The sequence below is a fragment of the Pseudomonas sp. GW821-FHT02B10 genome (assembly GCF_059421865.1).
This window is the reverse complement of sequence record NZ_JBWKVU010000009.1, coordinates 14,153-40,055: the sequence shown is the minus strand read 5'-3', so window position 1 is coordinate 40,055 and position 25,903 is coordinate 14,153. Positions and strand designations below refer to the sequence as shown.

Annotated in this window: 23 protein-coding genes; 20 read left to right on the top strand and 3 right to left on the bottom strand. The window is 65.5% G+C overall.

Going from position 1 to position 25,903, the window contains the following annotated elements; genetic code table 11:
- The first annotated feature begins 223 nt into the window (after positions 1-223).
- Positions 224-604, top strand: coding sequence for a hypothetical protein (locus AC07VU_RS19325; protein ID WP_007928587.1), 381 nt, complete (start codon positions 224-226; stop codon positions 602-604).
- Positions 605-623: 19 nt separating this feature from the next.
- Here the strand turns inward: AC07VU_RS19325 and AC07VU_RS19320 are convergent, their stop codons facing one another.
- Positions 624-812 (bottom strand): hypothetical protein, encoded by a 189-nt coding sequence (locus AC07VU_RS19320; RefSeq protein WP_007928588.1) that lies wholly within the window; start codon positions 810-812, stop codon positions 624-626.
- Positions 813-1,009: 197 nt separating this feature from the next.
- Between AC07VU_RS19320 and AC07VU_RS19315 the strand changes: the two genes are divergently transcribed.
- Positions 1,010-1,141 carry a hypothetical protein gene (locus AC07VU_RS19315; protein WP_007928589.1) on the top strand — a complete coding sequence of 44 codons (132 nt, stop codon included), beginning with the start codon at positions 1,010-1,012 and terminating at the stop codon, positions 1,139-1,141.
- A 91-nt stretch (positions 1,142-1,232) separates the two neighbouring features.
- Here the strand turns inward: AC07VU_RS19315 and AC07VU_RS19310 are convergent, their stop codons facing one another.
- Positions 1,233-2,150 (bottom strand): LysR family transcriptional regulator, encoded by a 918-nt coding sequence (locus AC07VU_RS19310; protein ID WP_495030267.1) that lies wholly within the window; start codon positions 2,148-2,150, stop codon positions 1,233-1,235.
- Between the two features lie 119 nt (positions 2,151-2,269).
- Between AC07VU_RS19310 and AC07VU_RS19305 the strand changes: the two genes are divergently transcribed.
- A complete protein-coding gene (locus AC07VU_RS19305) occupies positions 2,270-3,265 on the top strand; it encodes an aldo/keto reductase (protein ID WP_495030266.1) in 996 nt (331 codons plus the stop codon).
- A gap of 61 nt (positions 3,266-3,326) precedes the next feature.
- Here the strand turns inward: AC07VU_RS19305 and AC07VU_RS19300 are convergent, their stop codons facing one another.
- Positions 3,327-3,857: a hypothetical protein gene (locus tag AC07VU_RS19300; RefSeq protein ID WP_274306732.1), complete on the bottom strand. Its 531-nt coding sequence runs from the start codon at positions 3,855-3,857 to the stop codon at positions 3,327-3,329.
- Positions 3,858-4,253: 396 nt separating this feature from the next.
- Here AC07VU_RS19300 and AC07VU_RS19295 point away from each other — a divergent pair, with 396 nt between their 5' ends.
- The 17 genes from AC07VU_RS19295 (at position 4,254) to AC07VU_RS19215 (ending at position 25,475) form a co-directional block, all read left to right on the top strand.
- Complete coding sequence (locus AC07VU_RS19295) at positions 4,254-4,709, top strand: SRPBCC family protein (RefSeq protein ID WP_053261035.1); 456 nt, start codon at positions 4,254-4,256, stop codon at positions 4,707-4,709.
- Positions 4,710-4,832: 123 nt separating this feature from the next.
- Positions 4,833-6,659: a copper resistance system multicopper oxidase gene (locus AC07VU_RS19290; RefSeq protein WP_495030265.1), complete on the top strand. Its 1,827-nt coding sequence runs from the start codon at positions 4,833-4,835 to the stop codon at positions 6,657-6,659.
- On the top strand, positions 6,656-7,585 hold the full coding sequence (locus tag AC07VU_RS19285) for a copper resistance protein B (RefSeq protein WP_457276345.1): 930 nt from the start codon (positions 6,656-6,658) through the stop codon (positions 7,583-7,585). Before AC07VU_RS19290 ends, AC07VU_RS19285 begins: the two co-directional genes overlap by 4 nt.
- Positions 7,586-7,642: 57 nt before the next feature.
- On the top strand, positions 7,643-8,026 hold the full coding sequence (copC, locus tag AC07VU_RS19280) for a copper homeostasis periplasmic binding protein CopC (RefSeq protein WP_274306729.1): 384 nt from the start codon (positions 7,643-7,645) through the stop codon (positions 8,024-8,026).
- Positions 8,027-8,029: 3 nt separating this feature from the next.
- Positions 8,030-8,944 carry a copper homeostasis membrane protein CopD gene (gene copD / locus AC07VU_RS19275; RefSeq protein ID WP_274306728.1) on the top strand — a complete coding sequence of 305 codons (915 nt, stop codon included), beginning with the start codon at positions 8,030-8,032 and terminating at the stop codon, positions 8,942-8,944.
- 199 nt (positions 8,945-9,143) lie between these two features.
- The gene (locus AC07VU_RS19270; protein ID WP_053261030.1) at positions 9,144-9,593 is read left to right on the top strand and encodes a DUF411 domain-containing protein; all 450 of its coding nucleotides are present in this window, start codon (positions 9,144-9,146) and stop codon (positions 9,591-9,593) included.
- The gene (locus tag AC07VU_RS19265; RefSeq protein WP_150050955.1) at positions 9,590-10,027 is read left to right on the top strand and encodes a YqaA family protein; all 438 of its coding nucleotides are present in this window, start codon (positions 9,590-9,592) and stop codon (positions 10,025-10,027) included. Before AC07VU_RS19270 ends, AC07VU_RS19265 begins: the two co-directional genes overlap by 4 nt.
- Before the next feature lie 134 nt (positions 10,028-10,161).
- Entirely contained in the window at positions 10,162-11,187 is a 1,026-nt protein-coding gene (locus tag AC07VU_RS19260; RefSeq protein ID WP_053261028.1) for an alpha/beta fold hydrolase, read from the top strand.
- A gap of 21 nt (positions 11,188-11,208) precedes the next feature.
- The gene (locus AC07VU_RS19255; protein WP_457276342.1) at positions 11,209-12,162 is read left to right on the top strand and encodes a D-2-hydroxyacid dehydrogenase family protein; all 954 of its coding nucleotides are present in this window, start codon (positions 11,209-11,211) and stop codon (positions 12,160-12,162) included.
- A gap of 487 nt (positions 12,163-12,649) precedes the next feature.
- Complete coding sequence (glgA, locus tag AC07VU_RS19250; protein WP_053261026.1) at positions 12,650-14,218, top strand: glycogen synthase GlgA; 1,569 nt, start codon at positions 12,650-12,652, stop codon at positions 14,216-14,218.
- Positions 14,219-14,230: 12 nt separating this feature from the next.
- Entirely contained in the window at positions 14,231-16,027 is a 1,797-nt protein-coding gene (gene treZ / locus AC07VU_RS19245) for a malto-oligosyltrehalose trehalohydrolase (RefSeq protein WP_495030264.1), read from the top strand.
- Positions 16,024-18,105, top strand: a complete 2,082-nt coding sequence (gene malQ / locus AC07VU_RS19240; RefSeq protein ID WP_495030263.1) for a 4-alpha-glucanotransferase — start codon at positions 16,024-16,026, stop codon at positions 18,103-18,105. Before treZ ends, malQ begins: the two co-directional genes overlap by 4 nt.
- The gene (locus AC07VU_RS19235) at positions 18,102-20,894 is read left to right on the top strand and encodes a malto-oligosyltrehalose synthase (protein ID WP_495030262.1); all 2,793 of its coding nucleotides are present in this window, start codon (positions 18,102-18,104) and stop codon (positions 20,892-20,894) included. The genes malQ and AC07VU_RS19235 overlap by 4 nt, the downstream gene beginning before the upstream one ends.
- Before the next feature lie 21 nt (positions 20,895-20,915).
- Complete coding sequence (locus AC07VU_RS19230) at positions 20,916-21,251, top strand: DUF2934 domain-containing protein (protein WP_053261022.1); 336 nt, start codon at positions 20,916-20,918, stop codon at positions 21,249-21,251.
- 113 nt (positions 21,252-21,364) lie between these two features.
- Positions 21,365-23,533 (top strand): glycogen debranching protein GlgX, encoded by a 2,169-nt coding sequence (glgX, locus tag AC07VU_RS19225; RefSeq protein ID WP_102679984.1) that lies wholly within the window; start codon positions 21,365-21,367, stop codon positions 23,531-23,533.
- A 292-nt stretch (positions 23,534-23,825) separates the two neighbouring features.
- Entirely contained in the window at positions 23,826-24,581 is a 756-nt protein-coding gene (locus AC07VU_RS19220) for a PIG-L deacetylase family protein (protein ID WP_007926788.1), read from the top strand.
- Between the two features lie 93 nt (positions 24,582-24,674).
- Positions 24,675-25,475: an endonuclease/exonuclease/phosphatase family protein gene (locus AC07VU_RS19215; RefSeq protein WP_274300799.1), complete on the top strand. Its 801-nt coding sequence runs from the start codon at positions 24,675-24,677 to the stop codon at positions 25,473-25,475.
- Positions 25,476-25,903: the final 428 nt, after the last annotated feature.

Here is a 25,903-nt window from a genome sequence, read left to right as displayed (position 1 = left end):
GGCACGACCCGGCATCAGCCAAAGCCCGCCTGCCCTTACAGACGAAACCGCCACGGAAAATTTAGCGCCCTCGCGTCAGGCGCCGATCGCCCACCAACCTGTCGACGACAAAGCCCTCACAAATTTTCTACAACTGATTCCTCATGATTTGTGCGGCTCGTTCGTCTAGTTATGTGAGAGCACCCGTCATTTTCCTGATCAGGCTCTGAAAAGGAGTTTTTGCATGTACGACCCGCAACTGCCAACGGATGGCCACACCGCACAACCCGCGTCCTCCCTGAACGCCGGCGCCGGTGTCTTCGGCAAGCAAGCCGAGCGCAACCGCAACGAACGCATCAGGCACCTGCTCAAAAGCTTCGGCCTGCGCACCAGCCTGATTCGCCTGAAAGTCATCGATGCCTTGCTGCAGGCAGCCGAAAGCCAGCGCGCCCTGGGGGTGCGAGGCATTCACAGTCATTTGCTGGAGCTGGATATCCCGCTGTCGTTCCTCAGCGTGCGCGAGGTGTTGAAGCGGCTGTGCAGCGAAGGCGTGATCACCCTCAATGCGGACAAGAGCTTCAGCCTGCATCAACAGGCTGAAGCCATACTCGACGGCCGCGACTGAGGCCGCCTGTGGGTGTCTCTCAAGGCTTGACCTTGCGCCGCATCACGCCATTGATCACGACCACGGTCACCGCCACGCCAATGGCGATGTACTGGAACATTTTCTCGGTGATCATTCCAGCGTTCTGCAGGTAAGAAAGGCCAAGCATGATTCCCAGTACCACCAGGGAAATCACAATCGAATAGATCAAGCGTTGCTTCTGGGTCATTGCGGGTTCCTGAACCTGTAAAGGTGCGGCCTGAAAATGCCGCATGTGAATGTATCGACTCTGTATCAAAACAGATGCCAAACGCCTACCGAGAATCGGGGATGGGCGCGGGCGAACGGGGTCTCATGTTACAGCCGCCGAAGAGTTTTCGCTGCATCGCGGCGGTTTTAACCCCAGAGCCCTTTGAGGACTGCGCAATGTTCCGTCGAATCACCCGGCTGATTCCCCTGCTGGCGATGCTGGCCCTGTCCGGCTGCATCATCTTCCCTCACGACGGCTGGCATCACCGCCATTACGACGGCGGCCCCGGCTACTACTACCACCGCTAAGTCATCCAGAGCGCCAGTATTTCCCCCTTGTAACCCACCACGAAATTGCCCGACGCCCGCCTCGCCGCGGGCGTCTGTCTTTACTGTCGAGCTACGCCAGCCGGGTGTTGTGAATCCCCGGTTGGGCGAACAGCTCCACCAGCCAGTCGACGAACACCCGGACCCGCGTCGACAGGTGCCGGTGCGGCGGGTACAGCGCGCTCAACGGCATCCTGGGTGGCGGGATGTGCCGGAGCACTTCGCTCAGGCGACCTTCGGCCAACTGCTGGGCGACGTGATAGTAAGGCGTCTGCACCAACCCATAGCCGGCCTCGCAGGCGGCCAGGTAGCCATCGGCGCTGTTGACCGATACCTGCTTGGACAACTCCGGCAACAGCACCTGGCCCTGCACCTCGAACTCCAGGCCATAACGCTTGCCGCTGACGCTGGAGAAATACTCGATCATCTGATGCCCGGCCAGCTCATCCAGGCTCTGCGGCACACCGCGCTGGCGCAGGTAGGCGGGGCTGGCGCACGTCACTTGCTCCAGCGCCAGCAACGGCCGGGCCACCAGCGAGTCGTCGAGGCACAGGCCGCCGCGCAACACGCAGTCCACCCCTTCGCGGATCAGGTCCACCGGCCGGTCGTTGAGGCCGATTTCCAGGTCGACCAGCGGGTAGCGCTCGGAGAACGCCGGCAACGCCGGGATCACCACCAGCCGCCCGATCCCCGCTGGCATGTCGATGCGCAAGGTGCCGCGCGGGTTGTGGCGCGCGGCGGAAAACACCGCTTCGGTTTCCTCAAGGTCCGCCAGCAGCCGCACGCAACGCTGGTAATAGGCGGTGCCGTCCAGGGTCGGCGTGACCTGGCGGGTGGTGCGCAACAGCAGCTGCACGCCCAGATGCGCCTCCAGTTGTTTGATCAGCACCGTCACCGAGGCCCGGGGCATCTGCAGGCTGTCGGCGGCCTTGGCGAAACCGCCGAGGTCGACGATGCGGGTGAACACACGCATGGCATTAAAACGGTCCATTGGCTTGGCCTGTCGCGGATTATTTAGAAATTACGAATAGTGATAGCGCTTTTAGCCGGTTTATCTTGTTTTTGTCGAGGAGAACAATGGCCGCCACCCCATCCACCGGAGCTTCTCCTATGCAAACCCGTCAACTGGGCAAGAACGGCCCGCAGGTGTCAGCCATCGGCCTTGGCTGCATGGGCATGACCGATTTCTACACCACCGGCACCGATACCAAAGAGGCCACCGCCACCTTGCACCGTGCCCTGGAACTGGGGATCAACCTGCTGGACACCGCCGACATGTACGGCCCCCACAGCAACGAAATCCTGATCGGCCAGGCGATCCGCGGCAAACGCGACCAAGTGTTCCTGGCCAGCAAATTCGGCATCGTCCGCAACCCCGACGACCCGGCGGCGCGCGGAGTGAACGGCCGCCCCGAGTACATTCGCCAGGCGATCGACGGCACCTTGCAACGCCTGGGCGTGGACACCCTGGACCTGTATTACCAGCACCGCATCGACCCGGACGTGGCCATCGAGGAAACCGTCGGCGCCATGGCCGAGCTGGTGCAGGCCGGCAAGGTCCGCTACCTGGGGCTCAGCGAAGCCTCGGCGGCAACGCTGGAGCGGGCCCACAAGGTGCATCCGATCAGCGCCCTGCAAAGCGAATATTCGTTGTGGAGCCGCGACCAGGAAGACAACGGCTGCCTGGCGGCCTGCCAGCGCCTGGGCATCGCCTTTGTGCCCTACAGCCCGCTGGGGCGAGGTTTTCTCACTGGCGCCCTGAAGAGCCCGGAGGATTTCGCCGCCGACGACTACCGGCGTTTCAGCCCGCGCTTCCAGGGTGAGAACTTCACCAGGAACCTGCTGCTGGTGGAACAGGTCAAGCAACTCGCGGCGGCCAAGGGCATCACCGCCGGGCAACTGGCCCTGGCCTGGGTGCTGGCGCAGGGCGATTACCTGATCCCGATTCCGGGCACCAAGCAACGCAAATACCTGGAGGAGAATGTCGCCGCGCTGCAGGTCCGCCTCGGCGCTGACGAACTGCAGGCCCTGGAACGGATCTTCACCCCCGACGCCACTGCCGGCGAGCGTTACCCGCAAGCGGTGATGGCCTTGCTCGACCGGTAAACAGCCAGCCACAAAAAAGGCCCTCGACCGGTTTATCGGTCGAGGGCCTTTGTTTGTCGCCTCACGCCTTGGTGGAGCGATTCTTGTCGGTCACCGTGGTGCCGTTGCCCTTGCCGTAGCTTTGCAGGTTCTGCAGCACGTAGATGGCTTTCTTGTACTCGGGGATCAGGTAGCTGGCGTACTTGTTGCCCTTGAGGTTGTTGGTCTGGATGTTGTCCAGCTGGATCGCGAAGTACTCCAGGGCATTGAACTTGGCATCCGGGTCGGCCTGCACACCGAAGCGGTCGAACTTATCGCCGGCGTTGAGCAGGGTCATCGCCGTCACGTCGCTGATCAGGCCCTTCTGCTTGAGGAAGGTGCTCATGTTGCCCAGTTGCTTGGCGCTGACATTCTCCGGATCGAAACCCTTGATCTGCTTGTGCAGCTTCATTTCGTCCATCTTGAACACGTTCAGCGCCAGCGGGTTCTGGCCGACCAGGGCGAGCATCTGCTTGACCTTGGTGCTCTGGCTGACCGGCTTGCCCCGGCTGCCAGTGTCCTGCACCAACAGACCGGCCTTGCTGGTCCAGCCGCCGACATATCCGATTGTCATAAAAAGACTCCTGTGTACGGACTTTCGACATACGTCTTGCGCGGCCAACAAGAGGATCGCGCAAGTTCAACTAAGAAACGTCTGAAAAGCCTGATTGAGGGAAAACGATGGTCGCGAGTATCGACGCGCCAGAGCGCCTCACCAACAAATATTTCTGGTTTTTACAATTTCTGTACATTTCCGATACAAATGCCGGAAGGCCCGTTTTTGCTGGCCGAAACAATTGTTTAACAATCAAACCCATGACAACTAAGCAATAACTTGCGGCCTCTAGCGTAGCGACTGGCTAGTTGCCTGGACGGGCTTGTCCGAAGTCCGCCGAACGGTCTGTCCCACACCCCCGTGACAGGCGCAGGGGCAACTATATTTCAGGGTCCCTACACAAGGAGGTGCATCATGGAACAACGTCAGCAGCACCTTTTGGACGAGCTCATCAGCCATGAGCTCTACATCGACGCGCCGATCGATACCGTCTACTACTACGTGACTCAGCCGGATCGCTGGCATGAGTGGCATCCCGCTTCCCTGCGCGCCGACACCGGCCTGGCTGGCTCATTGCCAGCAGGGCATCGCTTCAGCAAAACCATCGACCTGCTCGGCCTGCAGATCCACCTGAGCTGCCGGGTGCTGGTCGCGGTGTTTCCCAAGGAGTTCAAGATCGTCTTCAGTTCTGCGCCAGCAGACGGCTCGATCCACTACCAGTTGTGCAAATACGGGGACGGAACCCTGTTCAAGCGCACCCTGCACTACTGCTCTGACCTCAACCTGCTCAGCCTGCGCCCGCGTATCGAGCACTTGTCCCAACTGGCGCTGGCCAACCTCAAGCGCAACCTGGAACAGATCGCCCACTGATCCGGCAACGGGTGGCGCCGCGCTGGCTGACAAATCTGTAATCTTCACCTCAGTTTTCTGACAGGCCGCGCCGCTTAAGGTCGCCTCATACCTGACACAGTAGGATCGAGGGAGCCTTGGGGCATGCATGTGAAACCCACACGACGCAGTTTTATCAAGGGCCTGGCCGCCGGCGGCGTACTGGCCGGCACCGGGCTGTGGCAACAGCCGCTCTGGGCGCGCAGCGAAGACGGCCAGCTGCCCGCCCTCAGCGGCCAGCAGTTCGACCTGTTCATCGGTGAATCCCAGGTCAACTACAGCGGCACGTCGCGCACCGCGATGACCATCAACGGCGGCCTGCCCGGCCCGCTGCTGCGCTGGCGCGAGGGCGACACCGTGACCATCCGGGTGCGCAACCGCCTCAAGGAGGACACCTCGATCCACTGGCACGGCCTGATCCTGCCGGCCAACATGGACGGCGTGCCGGGCCTGAGCTTTCACGGCATCGCCCCGGGCGGCCTCTACGAATACCGCTTCAAGGTCCGGCAGAACGGCACCTACTGGTACCACAGCCACTCGGGGTTGCAGGAGCAGGCCGGGGTCTACGGGCCACTGGTGATCGAGGCCCGCGATCCGGAACCCTTCCAGTACGACCGCGACTACGTGGTGATGCTCAGCGACTGGAGCGACGAGGCGCCCGAGCGCCTGATGCACATCCTGAAAAAGCAGCCCGGCTACTACAACTTCCACAAGCGCACGGTCGGCGACTTTATCGAGGACGTCAGCCGCGACGGCTGGGCGGCCACCCTCGCCGATCGCAAGATGTGGGCGCAGATGAAAATGACCCCCACCGACCTGGCGGACGTCAGCGGTCATACCTACACCTACCTGATCAACGGCCAGAGCCCGGGCGGCAACTGGACCGGGCTGTTCAAGCCCGGCGAGAAGCTGCGCCTGCGCCTGATCAACGGCTCGGCCATGAGCTACTTCGACCTGCGTATTCCCGGCCTGAAGATGACCGTGGTCGCCGCCGACGGCCAGTATGTGCAGCCGGTCAGCGTCGATGAACTGCGCATCGCCGTGGCGGAGACCTACGACGTGCTGGTCGAGCCCGGTTCGCAGGAGGCCTACACCCTGTTCGCCCAGGCCATGGACCGCAGTGGCTATGCCCGCGGCACCCTGAGCCAGCGTCCGGGGCTGAGCGCGCCCGTGCCGCCCCTGGACCCGCGGCCACTGATCAGCATGGCCGACATGGGCATGGATCACGGCAGCATGGCTGGCATGGGCGACATGCCCGGCATGGATCATGGCCAGATGCAGGGCATGGACCACAGCCAGATGCAGGGGATGGATTCCAGCAACATGGCCGGCATGGACCACAGCGGCATGGCCGGCATGTCGGGCATGGACCACGGCACCATGGGCGGCGCCATGCAAAGCCACCCGGCCTCGGAGGACGACAACCCGCTGGTGGACATGCAGACCATGAGCCCGACGCCGAAGCTCGCCGACCCGGGTATCGGCCTGCGCGACAACGGCCGTCGGGTACTGACCTACGCCGACCTGCGCAGCACCTTCGAAGACCCCGACGGGCGCGAACCGAGCCGCACCATTGAGCTGCACCTGACCGGGCACATGGAAAAATTCGCCTGGTCGTTCGACGGCATCAAGTTCAGCGACGCCGAGCCCCTGCGCCTGACCTATGGCGAGCGGGTACGCATCATCCTGGTCAACGACACCATGATGACCCACCCCATCCACCTGCACGGCATGTGGAGCGACCTGGAAGACGAACAGGGGCGCTTCCTGGTGCGCAAACACACGATCGACATGCCGCCGGGCAGCAAGCGCAGCTACCGGGTGACCGCCGATGCCCTGGGGCGCTGGGCCTATCACTGCCACCTGCTGTTCCACATGGAGATGGGCATGTTTCGCGAAGTACGCGTGGACGAAGCCGGGAGCGCCGCATGATGCCGAAAAACGCCTTGACCCTGTTCGCCACCCTGCTCGGCCTCGGCGCCGCCACCTTGCAGGCCGCCGAAAGCATGGATCACTCCAGCATGGATCATTCGTCCATGCCGGCCTCCTCCATGCAAGGCAACCCGATGCCGGGCATGGACCACAGCCAGATGACCGGGATGGACGGCGAACCGCTGCAGACTATGGAACCTGCGGCGCCCACCCAAAGTCGCACGCCGATCCCGGTACTCACCGACGCCGACCGCCGCGCCGCCTTCCCGCCGGTGTCCGGCCACGGCGTGCACGACAAGGCGATCAACTCGCTGTGGCTGGTCGACCGCCTGGAATACCAGGACGCCGATGACGGCAGTGCCCTGGCCTGGGAAATGAACGGCTGGATCGGCGGCGACATCGACCGGCTGTGGCTGCGCAGCGAGGGCGAGCGCACTAACGGCCGGACCGAAAACGCCCAGGTCGAGGCGCTCTGGGGCCATGCCATCGGCCCCTGGTGGGATGTGGTCAGCGGCGTGCGCCAGGACTTCAAGCCCGGCGCGCCGCAGACCTGGGCCGCCCTCGGACTGCAAGGCATGGCCCTGTACAACTTCGAAAGCCAGGCCACCGCCTACCTCGGCGAAGGCGGCCAGAGTGCCCTGGGACTCCAGGCCGAATACGACATCCTGCTGACCAACCGCCTGATCCTGCAGCCCAACGCAGAGGTCAGCCTGTACGGCAAGAATGACCCGCAACGGGGCATTGGCTCGGGACTTTCCTCGCTGGAGGCCGGCCTGCGCCTGCGCTACGAGCTGCACCGTCAGTTCGCGCCCTACATCGGCGTGACCTGGAGCCGCAGCTACGGCAAGACCGCGGACTACGCCCGTGAAGAAGGCGAAGACAACAGCGAAGCCCGCCTGGTGCTCGGTGTGCGCCTGTGGTTCTGACTTCCCTTCAATAGATAACTAAAAACATCACGCGGCCAATGCCGCCTGGAGCCTTGCATGTCCCACCTCAAGCATCTCGTCATCGCCGCCACTTTCGGTGCCGGCCTGTTACTCACCGGCGTCGCCCAGGCGCACCCCAAGCTGCTGGCCTCGAGCCCGGCCCAAGGCGCCAAGGGCGCGGCACCGGCGAAGATCGAACTGCAATTTTCGGAACCCCTCACCACCCAGTTCTCCGGGGCTCGGCTGCTGATGACCGGCATGCCCGGGATGAGCCACGCACCGATGCCGGTCAAGGCCAGCGTGGCCGGCGGCAGCGATCCTAAGAGCATGATCATCAGCCCCGCCACTCCGCTCGCGAAGGGCAGCTACAAAGTCGAATGGCGGGCGGTGTCCGCCGACACCCATCCGATCACCGGCAACCTGACCTTCGAAGTCAACTGAGCCATGGGCGAACTCATCAACCTCGCCCTGCGTTTTGCCCTGTACCTCGATCTGACGCTGCTGTTCGGCCTGGCGCTGTTCAGCCTTTACGGGCTGCGTGGCGCGCAGAGCCAATGGCGTTTTCGCCGGCCCCTGGCGACCGCCCTGGTGCTGGGCGCGCTGCTGTCGGGCGCCGCGCTGCTGCAGCTGGCGCTGTCGATGAGTGGCGCGACCAGCCTGGCCGAACTGGACCCGGCGCTGCTGCCTGCGCTCATGCTGGAAACCGCTGTCGGCCAAAGCTGGCTGCTGCGCCTGGCGGCGTTGCTGCTGGCGGGGGGGCTGCTTCTGTTCAGCAGTGGCTGGCCGAGGTTCACCCTCTACGGCCTGATTCTGTGCACGGCGGCAGCCCTGGCCACCCTGGCCTGGGGCGGCCACGGGGCGATGAGCGAAGGTGGCCGGCATTACCTGCACCTGGGCAGCGACATCCTGCATTTACTGGGCGCCGGCGCCTGGTTGGGGGCATTGGCGGCTTTCGCCCTGCTGCTGCGCCGTGGCGCCTGCGAAGACGAACCGCAGGCAGGCCACCTGCTCGATGCCCTGAAGGGGTTTGCCAGCCTGGGCATGCTGATCGTGGTCGTCCTGACCATCAGCGGCGTGCTCAACTACCTGCTGATCGTCGGCCCGGACCTGGCAACGTTGAGCGCCAGCACCTATGGCCTGCTCCTCAGCCTGAAGGTGGCGGTGTTCGCCAGCATGCTGGTGTTCGCCGCATTGAACCGCTTCCATCTGGTTCCGCAGCTGGAGCAAGCGCTGCACCAGGCCTCGCCCCAGGCAGCCCTGCCCGCCTTGCGTCGCAGCATGGTCCTGGAACTGGCGGCGGCCCTGTTGATCCTAGGCCTGGTGGCCATGCTCGGTATCCTGAGCCCGGCTCCCGAATGAACGCCTATCGCGGGCACGCTTCTGTAGGAGCGAGGCTTGCCCGCGATGAACGACAACGCGCAGTACCAGACAACCTGAACGGCCAGCGCTCGGTATAACGTTGAAACACAAGCGCCGCGCTCGAGAAAAGTAGCAAAATACGCCACCCTGTCGGCCCAACACCGCGCCCCAAGGCGCCCTGATGATCAAGAGACTTCCTATGAACAACACTCTGCGCCTGGCAGCCCTGTCTGCCCTGCTCGTCGGCTCCCTGGCCCAGGCCGCCGACCTGATCCCGATCGATGTGCACCGCGACGCCAATTGCGGCTGCTGCAAGAAATGGATCGAGCACCTGCAAGCCAACGGCTTCAAGGTCAACGACCACGTCGAAAGCAACATGAGCGAAGTCAAGCAGCGCCTGGGCGTGGCCCCGCGCCTGGCGTCGTGCCACACCGCGGTGATCAACGGCAAATTCGTCGAAGGCCATGTACCGGCGGACCAGGTGCTGGCCCTGAGCAAGCGCGATGACCTGCTCGGCGTCGCCGCTCCCGGCATGCCCATGGGCTCGCCCGGCATGGAAATGGACGGCATGCCCGCCGACGCCTACCAGGTCATCGGCCTGACCAGGGACGGCAAGGACGTGGTGGTCGCGGACTACCCGGCCCATTGATCCTCACCGCCTGCCTCGGTCTGTTCCTGGCGGCCTTCGGCGCCGCCACCCTGCTGCCGCTGCAATCCGAGGCCGTGCTGGTGGGCCTGCTGCTCAACGGCCAGCACCCGGTCTGGCTGCTGCTGGCCGTCGCCACCCTCGGCAATGTCCTGGGTTCCCTGGTGAACTGGTGGCTGGGCCAGCGCCTGGAACACTACAAGGACCGCCGCTGGTTCCCCGTCGGCCCACGCCATCTGCAACGGGCCCGCAGCCATTACCAGCGCTACGGACACTGGTCCCTGCTGCTGAGCTGGCTGCCGATCATCGGCGACCCGCTGACCCTGGTGGCCGGAATCATGGGCGAACCGCTGAAACGCTTCCTGCTGATCGTCACCCTGGCCAAGGGCGCGCGGTATGGCGTGCTGGCCTGGATGACCCTCGGCTGGGTGGGCTGAGCTGACGGGGCACGCCTCCAGGCTCATAAGCATGACCACGAAGGGAACGTTTCGCCCTGGCGATGGCCTCTGCTTATTAATGTCGCGCTAATCACGCCACGCCAGGATCGCCCCATTGCTCTCAGAGGTCATGTATGTCCCTAAGCCCCACCCGCTGGAGCCTCGCCCGCTGGTTACCCGGCCTGTTGCTGACCGCTGCCCTGCCCGCCCTTGCCGCCGAAGGCCCGGCCTACGGTCCCGAGTTGCAAGGCTTCGACTATCCCTACCCGCTGCAGCACTTTGCCTTCGAGTCCCAGGGCCAGGCCTTGCAGATGGGGTATATGGATGTGCCGGCCAAGGGCACGCCCAACGGTCGCAGCGTGCTGCTGATGCACGGCAAGAATTTCTGCGGCGCGACCTGGGACACCTCGATCAAGGCCTTGAGCGACGCCGGCTACCGGGTCATAGCCCCAGACCAGATCGGCTTCTGCACCTCCAGCAAGCCCGAGCACTATCAATACAGCTTCCAGCAGCTGGCGCAGAACACCCGGCAACTGCTGGACCGGCTGGGCGTCCGGCAGGTCAGCCTGCTGGGCCATTCCACCGGCGGCATGCTGGCCACCCGTTATGCCCTGCAATACCCCGAGCAGGTGCAGCAACTGGCGCTGGTCAACCCGATCGGCCTGGAAGACTGGAAGGCCCTCGGCGTGCCCTACCGCAGCGTCGACCAGTGGTACGCCCGCGAGCTCAAGCTGTCGGCCGAAGGCATCCGCAACTATGAGCGCAGCACTTATTACGGCGGCCGCTGGCAGCCGGAATTCGAGCGCTGGGTGGACATGCTCGCCGGCCTCAACAAGGGCCCTGGGCACACACGGGTGGCGTGGAACTCGGCGCTGATTTACGACATGATCTTCACCCAGCCGGTGTACTACGAGTTCAAGGACCTGAAGATGCCGACCCTGCTGTTGATCGGCACCTCCGACACCACGGCGATCGGCAGCGACATCGCGCCGCCGGCGGTCAAGGCGCGGATCGGCAACTACCAGGTGCTGGGCAAGCAGGTGGCCGGGCTCATCCCGCACTCGACCCTGATCGAGTTCCCGGGCCTGGGCCACGCCCCGCAGATGGAACAACCGGCGCAATTCCACCAGGCCCTGCTGGGCTGGCTGGCGTCACATTGATGCGTTTTCCCCGGAGCCTTCATGAGTGTGCAGATCGCGGTAATCGATGATTGGCAGGACGTTGCCCGTGACGTCGTGGACTGGTCGGTGCTGGCGGGCATCGGCCAGGTCAGTTTTATCCATGACTACCCCAGCGACACCGCCGCCATGAGCGAGCGCCTGGCGCCGTTCGAGGTGATCTGCGTCATGCGCGAGCGCAGCCGTTTCGACGCGGCCCTGCTGCGCAGCCTGCCGCGGCTCAAGCTGCTGCTCACCGGTGGCATGCGCAACGCCGCCATCGACCTGGCCGCCGCGGCCAGCCTGGGCATCCAGGTGTGCGGCACCGACAGTTACAAGCACGCGGCGCCGGAGCTGACCTGGGCGCTGATCATGGCCCAGACCCGCAACCTGCTCAGCGAAGCCAGCGCGCTGCGCGCCGGCCTCTGGCAACAGGGGCTGGGCGGCGACCTGCACGGCAAGACCCTGGGCATTCTCGGCCTGGGCAGCATCGGCCAGCGGGTGGCGCAGTTCGGCCAGGTGTTCGGCATGCGAGTGATCGCCTGGAGCGAGAACCTCACCGCCGAACGGGCCGCGGCGGCCGGCGTGACCTACGTGAACAAGCAGCAGCTGTTCGAACAGGCCGACGTGCTCTCGGTGCATCTGGTGCTCAGCGAACGCAGCCGCGGCCTGGTGGACGCCCAGGCGCTGGCCTGGATGAAGCCCTCGGCGCTGCTGGTCAACACCGCCCGCGGGCCGATCGTCGATGAAGCGGCGCTGATCAGCGCCCTCGAACGCGGGCGCCTGGCCGGCGCGGCGCTGGATGTGTTCGAGCAGGAGCCGCTGCCCCTCGATCATCCGTTGCGCCGCCTGCCCAACGTGCTGGCCACGCCCCATGTCGGTTATGTCAGCCAACAGAACTACCGGCAGTTCTTCGCCCAGATGATCGAAGACATCCAGGCCTGGGTCGCCGGCCAGCCGATCCGCCAGTTAGGCTGAACCACGCCAGGGCATTGCGCCAGCACTGCCCTGCACCATCATCGAGCGTCGGCACCTTCGCCCCGCACCGCTCGCTTGCAGCCCCTCACCGTTTTCGCGCCAAGGCGAAAAAGCCTCGCCCCCGGCCGGTGCGCGAGACTGCCTTTCGTCGGCTTTATTCCGGGGCAGCGCAACCTTCGTCCCGAGAAAACCTAATCGTCACGCCCGCGCTCTAACTTCTGTCCTAGACTGGAATTCGAAAAGTGACCGGACAGTCACTCCCAGGGAAATAAAGTCGAAACTTTTGGCTCACGCCTTGGGTCAGGTTAAAGGTAGGGCCTTCGCGACTGGTGCAATCCTTGCAATGGCCCCTTCACCCTCTTTGCGTCGACGCATGAGGCTGCGTTCGGCTTTCGCATGCGCAACGTTTTTTGTGCCCGGCCAGCGGATTGGCCTTTTGACACCGCCGGCAGATGCCAGGAACAGATCAATAAAACGGGAGAAACAGATGACCAGTGCCGTATTGCAAACCCAGGGAAAGCATCCTCTGCCGCTGGCCGGTGAAACGGTCTCCACATCGATTCTCGCCCCAGGTGGCAAGACGTCACTGCCCTTGATCCGCCACAACCCCAATCGCAAGAAGGTCCTGTTCGTCACTTCGGAAATCGCCGACCTGGTCAAGACCGGCGGCCTGGGCGACGTGTCGGCCGCCCTGCCCCGCGCCATGGCGCACCTGCACGATGTACGCCTGCTGATCCCCGGCTACCGGCAGGTGATGCACAGCGAAAACCCGATTCATATCATTGGCGAGTTGGGCGGCCACGCGGCCCTGCCGGCCTGCAAGATCGGGCGCATGGACATGCCCGACGGCCTGGTGATCTATGTGCTGATCTGCCCCGAACTCTATGAGCGTGAAGGCTCGCCCTACGGCGCCAACAACGGCCGCGATTGGCCGGACAACCATATCCGCTTCGCCCGCCTGGGCCTGGCCGCCGCCGACATCGCCGCCAACCTGGCACAGATCCACTGGTGCCCGGACCTGGTGCACGCCCATGACTGGCCCGCCGGGCTGGCGCCGGCCTATATGCACTGGCGCGGGCAACGCACGCCGACCCTGTTCACCATCCATAACCTGGCGTACCAGGGCGTGGTCAGCCTGGCTTCCTGCCCGGAGCTGGGCATCCCCGAACATGCCCTGCAACAGGAAGGCATGGAGTTCTACGGCAAGCTGTCGTTCCTCAAGGCGGGCATGGCCTACGCCAGCCACATCACCACCGTCAGCGCCACCTATGCCCAGGAAATCACCACCCCGGCCTTCGGCTGCGGGCTTGACGGTTTCCTCGCCAGCAAGACCCAGCAAGGCCTGCTCAGCGGCATCCCCAACGGCATCGACGAAAGCTGGGACGCCGCCACCGACCCGCACCTGTCCACCCCCTTCGCCATTGGCGACTGGCAAGGCAAGGCCGCCAATGCCGCCCATGTGCGGCGGATGTTCGGCCTCGACCCCAGCAGCGGCCCGCTGTTCGCGGTGGTCTCGCGGCTGGTCTACCAGAAAGGCCTGGACCTTACTGAAGGGGTGGCCGAGTACATCGTCAAGTCCGGCGGTCAGATCGCCATCATCGGCCGCGGCGAGCCGGAGGAAGAACAGGCCATGCGCGCTCTGGCCGCGCGTTTCCCCGGGCGCATCGGGGTGAACATCGGTTTCAACGAAACCGACGCCCGCCGCATGTTCGCCGGCAGCGACTTCCTGCTGATGCCTTCGCGCTACGAGCCCTGCGGCCTGAGCCAGATGTACGCCCAGCGCTTCGGTTCGCTGCCGGTGGCGCGCAATACCGGCGGCCTGGCCGACACCATCGAGAACGGCGTCACCGGTTTTCTGTTCGACGAATCCACCGTGGCCAGCTACGAAGAGGCCCTGGGCCGCGCCTTCAAGGTGTTCGCCTATCCGCAGTTGCTCAACGCCATGCGCTGCCGGGCCATGGCCGCACCCTTCAACTGGTGCAAGGCGGTGGAACCCTACGCCGAACTCTATGAACAGCTGGTGGCCAAGGCCTTGGGAAAATCGGCCAAACCCTGAGAGGGCACCTGGATGCCGTCAAGGACTCTGGAAACCTGGCCCCACGGCGCTACTGCGCTCGATACCGAGCGCACCCGCTTTGCCCTCTGGGCGCCGGACGCACAGCACGTCAGCGTCGAACTCGAAGACGGCGTGTCGCTGCCCATGCAGCCCCAGGCCAACGGCTGGTTCATGGTCATCGGCCAGTGCCCGCCCGGCACCCGCTACCGCTTTAAGATCAACGATGACCTGCGCGTGCCCGACCCGGCGTCCCGGGCCCAGGACGGCGACATCGACGGCCCCAGCCTGGTGGTCGATCCCCGGGCCTATCGCTGGCGGCACCCGCACTGGCAAGGCCGGCCGTGGCACGAAGCGGTGATCTACGAGCTGCATGTGGGCGTGCTCGGCGGTTACCGCGCAGTGGAAAAACACCTGCCACGCCTGGCCGAGCTGGGCATCACCGCCATCGAGCTGATGCCCCTGGCGGAGTTTCCCGGCGATCGCAATTGGGGCTACGACGGCGTCCTGCCTTATGCGCCGGAAGCCTCCTACGGTTCGCCCGACGACCTCAGGCACCTCATCGACAGCGCCCACGGCCTGGGCATGGCGGTGATACTCGACGTGGTCTACAACCACTTCGGCCCCGACGGCAATTACCTGCACCACTACGCCAAGGCCTTCTTCAGGGAAGACCGGCACACGCCCTGGGGCGCGGCCATCGACTTCCGCCGCCAGCCCGTGCGCGACTTCTTTATCGACAATGCCCTGATGTGGCTGCTGGAGTACCGCTTCGACGGCCTGCGCCTGGACGCCGTGCATGCGATCGACGACCCGGGCTTCCTGCATGAACTGGCGCAGCGGGTGCGCCGCCGGATCGACCCGGCGCGGCAGGTCTGGCTGACCGTGGAAAACGAGTACAACCAGGCCAGCCTGCTGGAGCAGCACTTCGACGCGCAGTGGAACGACGACGGCCACAACGCCCTGCATGTGCTGCTCACCGGGGAGACCGACGCCTACTACGCCGACTTCGCCGAACGCCCCACCGAGAAACTGGCGCGCTGCCTGAGCCAGGGCTTCGCCTATCAGGGCCACGTCACCCGCCACGGCACCCCTCGCGGCGAACCCAGCAGCCATTTGCCGCCCAGCGCCTTCGTGCTGTTTTTGCAGAACCACGACCAGATCGGCAACCGCGCCTTCGGCGAACGCCTGGTGCGCCTGGCCGAGCCACAGGCATTGCAGGCGGCCACGGTGCTGTTGCTGCTGTCGCCGATGATCCCGCTGCTGTTCATGGGCGACGAACTGGCGGCGCCGCAGCCCTTCCTGTTTTTCACCAGCCACCACGGCGAACTGGCGGACGCGGTGCGCGAAGGCCGGCGCGAGGAATTCGCCGCCTTCAGCGCCTTCGCCGATCCGCATAAACGCGAGCAGATTCCCGACCCGAACGCGCCGGACACCTTCCTCGCGTCGAGGCCGCAGGCGGACCCGGCCCAGGGCGAGCAGACCCTGGCGCTGTATCGCCAGCTGTTGCAACTGCGCCGCGAGCACATCGTGCCCTACCTGCCCGGCGCCGAAGCCCTGGGCGCCGAGGTGCTGGCCGAAGGTGCGCTCTGTGCCCGCTGGCGCCTGGGCAATGGCCAGGAACTGCGCATCGACCTCAACCTGAGCCCGCACAACGTCGCGCAACAGCCGCCAAGCGCGGCGCAGCGCCTGTTCGAATACCCGGACCAGGCGTTCGAGCGGTTGCGCCAAGGCACTCTCGCCCCCTATAGCGCGCTGGTCAGCCTCGGCGCAGTCGCCCCCACGCCAGACCTTGACGGAGAACACCCATGAGCGACGCGCAACTGGAAATCCTCGCCAGCCGGGCCGGCCTGGCCGTCGACTGGATCGACGCCAACGGCCGCCCGCAACGGGTCGAGCCACGGGTGCTGCGAGCCGTGCTGGCCAGCCTCGGCCATCCGGCCGACAACGACCGGCAGATCGAAGCCAGCCTGCGCCAGCTGCTACAGGTGCAGCAGAGCCGGCAACTGCCGCCGCTGCTGACCGCCGACGCCGGCCAGGGCCTGGACCTGGGGCATTACTTCGCCCCGGATACGCCCTGCGAAATCCACCTCGAAGACGGCGGCGTGCTCAACCTCAAGCTGGACGCCAACTCCATGCTGCCGGGCCTGGTCCCGGTGGGTTACCAGGAGGTGAGCATCGCCGGCCAGCACTTCACCCTGGCTGTGGCGCCCGAGCGCTGCTACAGCGTCGCCGACGCCGTGGACCAGGCCACGCCCCGTGCCTGGGGCCTGAGCGTGCAGCTGTATTCGCTGCGCCGCGCAGGCGACGGCGGTTATGGTGATACCCAAGCGCTCGAAGACCTGGTCCGGGTCGCCGGCGAACGGGGCGCCGAGGCCGTGGCCATCAGCCCGCTGCATGCCATGTTCAGCAGCGACACCGGCCGCTACAGCCCCTATTCGCCGTCCAGCCGGTTGTTTCTCAACAACCTGTACGCCGCGCCCGGGACCATTCTCGGCGAGCGGGCCTGGCGCAGCGCGATCGATGCCAGCGGCCTCGGGCCGCAACTGCAACAGCTGGAACAACAGCCGATGGTCGACTGGCCGGTGGCGGCCCAGGCCCGGCAGAAAGTCCTGCGCGCGCTTTATGACGGCTTCTGCCAGGGCGAGCATCCGCTGCACCAGGACTTCGCCAGCTTCCGCCATGCCAGCGGCGAGGCCCTGGAAAACCACTGCCGCTTCGAAGCCATCCAGGCCCAGCGCGCGGCCCGCGGCGAAAGCCTCGACTGGCGCGAATGGCCCGACGCCTGGCGCACCCCACGCAGCCCGGCGCTGGCGCAGTTCGCCGAGGAGCACGCCGCCGATATCGGCTTTTATGCCTTCTGCCAATGGCTGATCGCCCGTTGCCTGGAGCGGGTGCAGGCCACCGCCCGCAGCAGCGGCATGGGCATCGGCCTGATCGCCGACCTGGCGGTGGGCGCCGACGGCGGCGGCAGCCAGGCCTGGAGCCGCCAGGACGAACTGCTGGCGGCGCTGACCGTCGGCGCGCCGCCGGACATTCTCAATCGCCAGGGCCAGGGCTGGGGCATTTCCGCCTTTTCCCCGGAGGGCCTGGTGCGCAATGGCTTCCACGCTTTCATCGAAATGCTCCGGGCCAACTTCGCCCATGCCGGCGGCCTGCGCATCGACCATGTGATGGGTTTGCAGCGGCTGTGGGTGATCCCCCTCGGCGCCCCGCCCTGCGACGGCGCCTACCTGTATTACCCGGTGGACGACCTGCTGCGCCTGCTGACCCTGGAATCGCACCGGCACCAGGCGATCGTCCTCGGCGAGGACCTCGGCACGGTGCCCGACGGCCTGCGGGAAAAACTCAGCGCGCGGGCCATGCTCGGCATGCGCGTGTTGCTGTTCGAGCAGGAGCACGGCACGCATTTCCGGCCGATCCTCGACTGGCCGGACAACGCCCTGGCCACCACCAGCACCCACGACCTGCCGACCCTCAACGGCTGGTGGCAGGGCCGCGACATCGACTGGAGCGCGCGCCTGGGCCTGGTGGACGCAAGCGGCGAAACCCATTGGCGCGAACATCGCCAGCGCGAACGCGAGGGCCTGCGCCACGCCCTGAGTCGCGACCCGCAGAATTTTCGTGAAGACACCCACGAAGCCGACCAGGTGGTGGACGCCAGCGTGCGCTTCCTCGGCCATACCCGCGCACCGCTGGTGCTGCTGCCCCTGGAGGACGCCCTGGGCATCGACGAACAGGCCAACCTGCCCGGCACCCTCGACAGCCATCCCAACTGGCGTCGGCGCCTGGCCGGCAGCAGCGCGGCCTTGCTCGACGACCCGGACGCCGCGCGTCGCCTGGAGCTGCTGGCCTGCGCCCGGCAACAGGCCCACGAGCGCGACCGATGAAGGATTCCACGCACCACAGCCCGCCCATGCGGGCCACCCTGCGCCTGCAGTTTCATCGCGGCTTCACTCTCGACGACGCGGTGCCGCTGGTGCCCTACTTCGCCCGCCTGGGCATCAGCCACCTGTACGCGTCGCCGCTGCTGTGCGCCCGCGCCGGCTCGATGCATGGCTACGACGTGGTCGACCCGACCCGGGTCAATCCCGAGCTGGGTGGCGAGGCCGCCCTGGAGCGCCTGGTCCGCAGCCTGCGCCAGCACGACATGGGCCTGCTGCTGGATATCGTCTCCAACCACATGGCGGTCGGCGGCGCGGACAATCCCTGGTGGCAGGATCTGCTGCGCTGGGGCCGCCTGAGCCCCTACGGCGAATTCTTCGATATCCAGTGGCACTCCCCCGACCCCTTGCTGGAAGGCCAGTTGCTGCTGCCGTTCCTCGGCAGCGACTACGGCGTGGCCCTGCAGAAAGGCGCGCTGAGGCTGTGCTTCGATGCCGAACGGGGCGAGTTTCATGTCAAGCATTACCAGCATCATTTTCCGATCTGCCCCAGCGACTATGGCGAGCTGCTGCGGCTCCAGGGCGAGACCGACGCCGCGCCGGCCGAACGTCTCAAGCCATTGGCCGATGCCTTCAGCACCCTGCGCTACCAGTCCGACGCCCACACCCAGGCCGAGCCTCTGCAACAGCAGCTGCAGGACGCCGCCCGTGAACCGCTGGTCCGCGCAGCCATCGAGCAGCACCTGGCGCGCTACGATTCGCGCCAGCCGCAGGGTTTCGCCCGCCTGCACGCCCTGCTGGAGCAGCAGAGCTACCGCCTGGCCAGCTGGCGAACCGCGGCGGATGACATCAACTGGCGGCGCTTCTTCGACGTCAACGAGCTGGGCGGGCTGCGGGTCGAGCGCCCGGCGGTGTTCGAGGCCACCCACGGCAAAATCTTCCAGTTGATCGCCGCCGGCCTGGTGGACGGGCTGCGCATCGACCATATCGACGGCCTGGCCGATCCCCGCGGCTACTGCCGCAAACTGCGGCGCCGGGTCGACGCCCTGCGTCCCGGCCAGCACTTGCCGATCTATGTCGAGAAGATCCTCGGCGCTGGCGAAACCCTGCGCCGCGACTGGGGCGTGGACGGCAGCACCGGCTATGAGTTCATGAACCAGCTGTCGCTGCTGCAACACGACCCGCAAGGCGCCGCCCCCCTGGCCGAACTCTGGAGCCGGCACAGCGAACGGCCGGCGGCGTTTCTCGAAGAGGCCCGACTGGCGCGCCAGCAATTGCTCAACGGCTCGCTGGCCAGCGATTTCGAAAGCGTGGCCCAGGCCCTGCTGCAAGTGGCGCGCAACGACGTAATGAGCCGCGACTTGACCCTCGGCGCCATTCGCCGTGCCTTGCAGGAACTGATCGTGCACTTCCCGGTGTACCGCACCTACATCGGTGCCTGCGGGCGCTCGGCGACAGATGAGGTGTTTTTCCAGCAGGCCCTGCAAGGCGCCCGCGACACCCTGGGCGAAGCCGACTGGCCGGTGCTGGCCTACCTGCAACAGTGGCTTGGCGGCCGCGGCTGGCGCCAGCTGCCACCGGGGCGCCCGCGCAAGGTGCTCAAGCATGCCTGCGTGCGCTTCCAGCAACTGACCTCGCCGGCGGCGGCCAAGGCGGTGGAAGACACCGCGCTCTATCGCTCGGCGGTGCTGCTGTCACGCAACGACGTCGGCTTTTCCACCGAGCAGTTCTGCGCCCCGGTGGAAGACTTCCACGCCGCCTGCCGCGAGCGCCTGGAGGCTTTCCCCGACAACCTGCTGGCCAGCGCCACCCACGACCACAAGCGTGGCGAAGATGCCCGCGCGCGCCTGGCGGTGCTCAGCGAACTCGGCCCCTGGTACGTCGAACAGGTGGAACACTGGCGCAGCCTGGCCCAGGCCCTGCGCAGCGATCCCCAGGCGCCCGGCGCCGGTGACGAGCTGATCCTCTATCAGGCCCTGCTCGGCAGCTGGCCGCTGGAACTGCACAGCGACGACCGCCAGGGCCTGCGCGGCTATGCCCAGCGCCTCTGGCAATGGCAGGAAAAAGCCCTGCGCGAAGCCAAGCTGCACAGCAGTTGGGCGGCGGCCAACGAGGCCTATGAAAGTGCCGTGCACCACTTCATCGAACGCCTGTTGCTCAGCCCCGAGGGCCTGCCGTTGCGCAGCGCCATCGGCACAGCCGTCCAGGTCATCGCGCCCGCTGGTGCCCTCAACGGCCTGGCTCAATCCTTGCTGCGCATGACCGTGCCCGGCGTGCCGGACCTGTATCAGGGCAACGAGTTCTGGGACTTCAGCCTGGTGGACCCGGACAACCGTCGCCCGGTGGATTTCGCCGCCCGACAGCAGGCTCTGGACCCTTGCGGCGAAACCATGGAACTGTTGGCCCACTGGCGTGACGGGCGCATCAAGCAGGCCCTGATCGCCGCCACGCTGGCGCGCCGGGGCGAGTACCCGCAGTTGTTTCGCCGGGGCACTTACCAGCCGCTGCCGGTACAGGGGCGACACGCTGGCAAGGTGCTGGCCTTCATGCGCGAACACCAGGGCCAGCGCGCCGTGGTGATCGTGCCCAGGCTGGTCGCCGGGCTGCTGGAAAGCGGCGCGCAACCGCGGGTCGACGCGCCGGATTGGGGCGATACGCGTGTGCATCTGCCATTCGCCGCGCCAGGACAACACCTGAAGGGACTTTTTTCCACGGGGGCAGTCACACCCCACAAGGATCTGATGATCAGCAGCGCATTGCGGGATTTCCCGGTCAACCTCTTCATCCAAACTTGAGTTCAGTTCAGGAGCATTGCGATGAGTACCGACGACAAACGCATTCGTGAGTTCGCCTATCAAATCTGGGAATCGGAAGGCCGGCCCGACGGCCAGGAACACCGGCATTGGGAAATGGCCCGCAAGCTGGCCGAAGCCGAGGCCCTGGCCCCGAGCAAGCCGCCCAGGGCGACCCGTGCCGCCAGCGCCAAACCCGGCAAGCCCGCGGCAAAGCCCAAGGCCGTCGCCAAACCCGCGGCGGCGGCCCCCCTGGTACCTCCTGGAGAAAAGCTACCTCCTGGAGAAAAGGTGCCGCCCGGAGGCAAAAGCAGCGCGGCGAAAAAGCCGCGGGCACCGCGCAAGCCAGCGACCAGCTGACGCCTCTGCCGCGAGGCGTTCGCGCCACCCTCCACTGCCGACCTTGCCCATGTGCGTGGCGCGCCCGAGCGCCACAGGGAGCCCATTCGCCCATCTGATTCGCAGGAGCACCCATGACCACCGCCAAAGCAGCCGCCACGCCGAAAACCCCGCAAGCCACCGAGCCCTCGCGCATCCGCGAAGGCCTGCCCTTCCCACTCGGTGCGACCTGGGACGGCCTGGGGGTCAACTTCGCCCTGTTCTCGGCCAATGCCACCCAGGTCGAGTTGTGCCTGTTCGATGCCACGGGCGAAGTCGAGCTGGAACGCATCGAACTGCCGGAATACACCGACGAGATCTTCCACGGCTACCTGCCCGACGCCCACCCTGGGCTGATCTACGGCTATCGGGTGCATGGCCCCTACGACCCGGCCAACGGCCATCGCTTCAACCCCAACAAGCTGCTGATCGACCCGTATGCCAAGCAGCTGGTGGGCCAGCTGAAATGGTCCGAAGCGCTGTTCGGCTACACCATCGGGCACCCCGACGCCGACCTCAGTTTCGACGAGCGCGACAGCGCGCCCTTCGTACCCAAATGCAAAGTGATCGACCCGGCCCACACCTGGGGCCACGATCATCGGGTCAGCGTGCCCTGGGACAAAACGATCATTTATGAGACTCACGTGCGCGGCTTCACCATGCGTCATCCCTCGGTGCCGGAGGCGGTGCGCGGTACCTTCGCCGGGCTGATGGTCGACGATGTGCTGGAACACATCCGCAAGCTCGGGGTGTCGTCGGTGGAGCTGTTGCCGATCCATGCCTTCGTCAATGACCAGCACCTGCTGCACAAGGGCATGACCAATTACTGGGGCTATAACAGCATCGCCTTCTTCGCCCCCGACCCGCGCTACCTGGCCAGCGGCAAGATCGCCGAATTCAAGGAAATGGTCGCGCACCTGCACGAAGCCGGGCTCGAAGTGATACTCGACGTGGTCTACAACCACACCGCCGAGGGCAATGAGCAAGGCCCGACCCTGTCCATGCGCGGCATCGACAACGCCTCCTACTACCGCCTGATGCCCGACGACAAACGCTTCTATATCAACGATTCCGGGACCGGCAACACCCTCGACCTGAGCCATCCCTGCGTGCTGCAGATGGTCACCGACTCGCTGCGCTACTGGGCCACGGAAATGCACGTGGACGGTTTTCGCTTCGACCTGGCAACCATTCTCGGGCGTTACCACGATGGCTTCGACGAGCGCCACAGCTTCCTCGTGGCCTGCCGCCAGGACCCGGTGCTGCGCCAGGTGAAGCTGATCGCCGAGCCGTGGGACATCGGCCCCGGCGGTTATCAGGTGGGCGGCTTCCCGCCGGGCTGGGTAGAGTGGAACGACAAGTTCCGCGACACCGTGCGCGCCTTCTGGAAGGGCGACGACGGCCAGCTCGCCGACTTCGCCGCGCGCATGACCGCCTCCGGCGAGATGTTCAACCAGCGCGGCCGGCGGCCTTATACCTCTGTCAATTTCGTGACTGCCCACGACGGCTTCACCCTGCATGACCTGGTGTCGTACAACGACAAGCACAACGAAGCCAACGACGAGGACAACCAGGACGGCAGCAACCACAACCTGTCGTGGAACCACGGCGTCGAAGGCCCCACCGACGACCCGCAGATCAATGCGCTGCGCCTGCGCCAGATGCGCAATTTCTTCGCCACCCTGCTGCTGGCTCAGGGCACGCCGATGCTGGTCGCCGGCGACGAGTTCGCCCGTACCCAGCACGGCAACAACAACGCTTATTGCCAGGACAGCGAAATCGGCTGGGTCAACTGGGACCTGGACGAGGACGGCAAGTCGCTACTGAAGTTCGTCAAGCGCCTGGTCAAGCTGCGCATGACCTACCCGATCCTGCGCCGCGGACGCTTCCTGGTGGGCAACTACAACGAGGATATCGGGGTCAAGGACGTCACCTGGCTCGCCCCGGACGCCAGCGAGATGACCATCGAACAATGGCAGGACAGCCACGGCCGCTGCCTGGGCATGCTGCTCGACGGCCGCGCCCAGGAAACCGGGATACGCCGCCCCGGCGCCGACGCGACCCTGCTGCTGGTGGTCAACGCCCATCACGACATCGTCAACTTCAGCCTGCCGGAAGTGCCCGACGGCGGCTTCTGGACCTGCATGATCGACACCAACCAGCCCTCGGTGAAAGGCCAGGAACGCTTCGAGTTCGGCCACCGGTACTCGGTGACCGGGCGCTCGCTGCTGCTGTTCGAACTGCAGCACGAGGATGACGATTGAGCAGGTCATTGGCCATTTGCCGGATTGAATGGCGGGCAGTGGCCAGCCCATCAGACACATGTACGATGGTGCCGGATATCCATTCCCCGCTATCTTGAACAGCTGAGCGTCGCCATCGGAAAAAATCGCTGCCCCCTGCGACGGTGGCCAACGGCTGTGTATGATTGAACGCTCTTGCAGGACGGCAATCCAAGGTATGGAGCGCCGGCACCCGGACCGATACCGGGTGCGAACCCAAGCGGCCCGGTCCGTCACCGCGCGCCGACTGCCCCGGAACAAGGATGTGACACCCATGAGATCCATACCCCTGAGCGACAACTGGCCGGAGCAGGTCTGGAACGGCGCCCGCCAACTGCTCGACGTCCCCTCCATCAACCTTGCCAGCCTGGTGCCGCCCGGATTTCGTGCGGTGGTCATTGCCCCGCACCCCGGCGACGAAGTGCTGACCTGCGGCGGCCTGCTGCAGGTACTGGCCCACCATGGCCATCCGCTGCAACTGATTTCCATCACCGACGGCAGCGCCAGCCACCCCGGCTCCGACCTGTGGTCGGAGCGGCGCCTGAGCGTGTTCCGCCCCCAGGAAAGTGTCGAGGCCCTGCGCCGCCTGGGTTTGCCCCTGCACAGCCTGCAGTGGATTCGCGGCGGTTTTGCCGACAGTGGGCTGCAGGAACGCGAGCATCAGTTGAGCCAGTTCATTGGCCGTTACCTGCGCCCCGATGACGTGGTGTTCAGCACCTGGCGCGAAGACGGCAACGACGATCACGACGCCGTCGGCCGGGCCAGCGCCAAGGCCGCGGCCCAGGCTGGCGTGGCGTTCCACGAAGTGCCGGTGTGGGCCTGGCACTGGCCGGCGCGCGATGAACAGCTGCTGCCCTGGCACCGCGCCCGCAAGTTGCGCCTCGACACCTGGACCGTGGCCCGCAAGCGCCACGCGGCGCATGCCTATGCCAGCCAGTTGCAGGGCGATCCGGGCATCGGCCTGGCCCCGACCCTGACGCCGGTGGTGCTGGAGCGGCTGCGCCAGTCCTACGAAATCTTTTTCATGTAGGGCTGCCCCGATGCGGGCAGACCGGGGGAAAACCTGAACTGACCGGCAAAGTGTCAGTCGCATGAGTAACCGCCCTGATTACGAGGAGTGAGCGTGAGCACCGATTCAACCAGGCGTCCGGTCACGTCGGCAGCGCCAGACGAAACCCCGGCGGTCCATCGCCTGCGCATCCTGACCGTCAACACCCACAAGGGCTTCACCGCCCTGAACCGCCGTTTCATTCTCCCGGAGCTGCGTGACGCGGTCCGCAGCACCCAGGCCGACCTGGTGTTTCTCCAGGAAGTGCTGGGCGAGCACGACCGCCACGCCAGCCGCTACGGCAACTGGCCCCAGCAGTCGCAATACGAGTTTCTCGCCGACAGCATGTGGAGCGACTTCGCCTACGGGCGCAACGCGGTCTATCCCGATGGCCATCACGGCAACGCCCTGCTGTCGAAATACCCGATCCGCCAGTACCGCAACCTCGATGTCTCGATCACCGGCCCGGAGCGCCGCGGGCTGTTGCATTGCGTGCTGGATGTACCGGGGCATGCCGAAGTGCACGCGATCTGCGTGCACCTGAGCCTGTTGGAAAGCCATCGCCAGCTGCAACTGGCGCTGTTGTGCCAGTTGCTCGAGTCGCTGCCGGACGATGCGCCGGTGATCATCGCCGGCGACTTCAACGACTGGCAGTTGCATGGCAATGCCACCCTCGCCCGCCGCGACGACCTGCACGAAGCCTTCGAACGCCACCATGGCAGGCCGGCCAAGACCTACCCGGCGCGCTGGCCACTGCTGCGCCTGGACCGCATCTACCTGCGCAACGCCAGCAGCCACGCACCGAAGATCCTCGGGCACAAGCCCTGGACTCACCTGTCGGATCACCTGCCGCTGGCGGTGGAAGTGCACCTCTGATGCCTTCGCCCAGGCATCGAGGATCATCTGTCTGGCGGCCCACCAGGCCACTCTCGCCTCTCCGGCAACCGCGGTCGCCGACCTGATGGACGAAGCGGCCAGCGCGCTGGCCACGGCCCTTGGCCCAGGAAAATCACCGACTCGCCCGCAAAGGACGAGTCGGTAGTGGGCTACCGAAAATTGCTTTCCCCCGTCTCTTCCGACGTTTTTTTGCACAAACAAGAACTTAGAGAATCGCTTTTTTTCAGTCGGTTACAGCGCCTGAATTACCTACGCCATTGGTCGGTCATTTTCTTGACGATCGCGGAGTCGTCTCCTTAGCTACAGCTTACTACCCCCGGAAATACAACCAGGGGCAAGCCTCGGATACCTGCTCTAGAGCGGGCCGCCGAGCCTTGCCTCAACGAACTCGGTCGCCCCTCATTCGG